The sequence below is a fragment of the Tritonibacter sp. SIMBA_163 genome, assembly GCF_046535935.1.
GTDB lineage: Bacteria > Pseudomonadota > Alphaproteobacteria > Rhodobacterales > Rhodobacteraceae > Epibacterium > Epibacterium scottomollicae.
Map to the genome: position 1 here is coordinate 1 of NZ_JAWJBP010000652.1, position 262 is coordinate 262.

The following is a 262-nucleotide window of genomic DNA, read 5'->3' on the forward strand; positions in this document are numbered from 1 at the left end:
GTAACGTAGCCCACCGCGCGCGCCAGCGCCTTGGCCTGCTCGCCCATCTTCTCCCGGGTCTCCGGGTCCATGAAGGGCGACGGCGCCTCCTCGATCACCTTCTGGTGGCGGCGCTGGATCGAGCATTCGCGCTCGCCCAGGTGGACGACGTTGCCGTGCGCGTCGGCCAGCACCTGGATTTCGATGTGGCGCGGCTCGTCGATGAACTTCTCGATGAACACGCGGTCGTCGGCGAAGCTGCTCTTCGCCGCCGAGCGGGCAG

The 262-nt window shown here is 68.3% G+C and carries 1 pseudogene; it reads right to left on the reverse strand.

Annotated elements, in window-relative coordinates:
* Positions 1-262, reverse strand: a pseudogene (locus R0J92_RS23925) (acetyl/propionyl-CoA carboxylase subunit alpha); the annotation flags it as partial.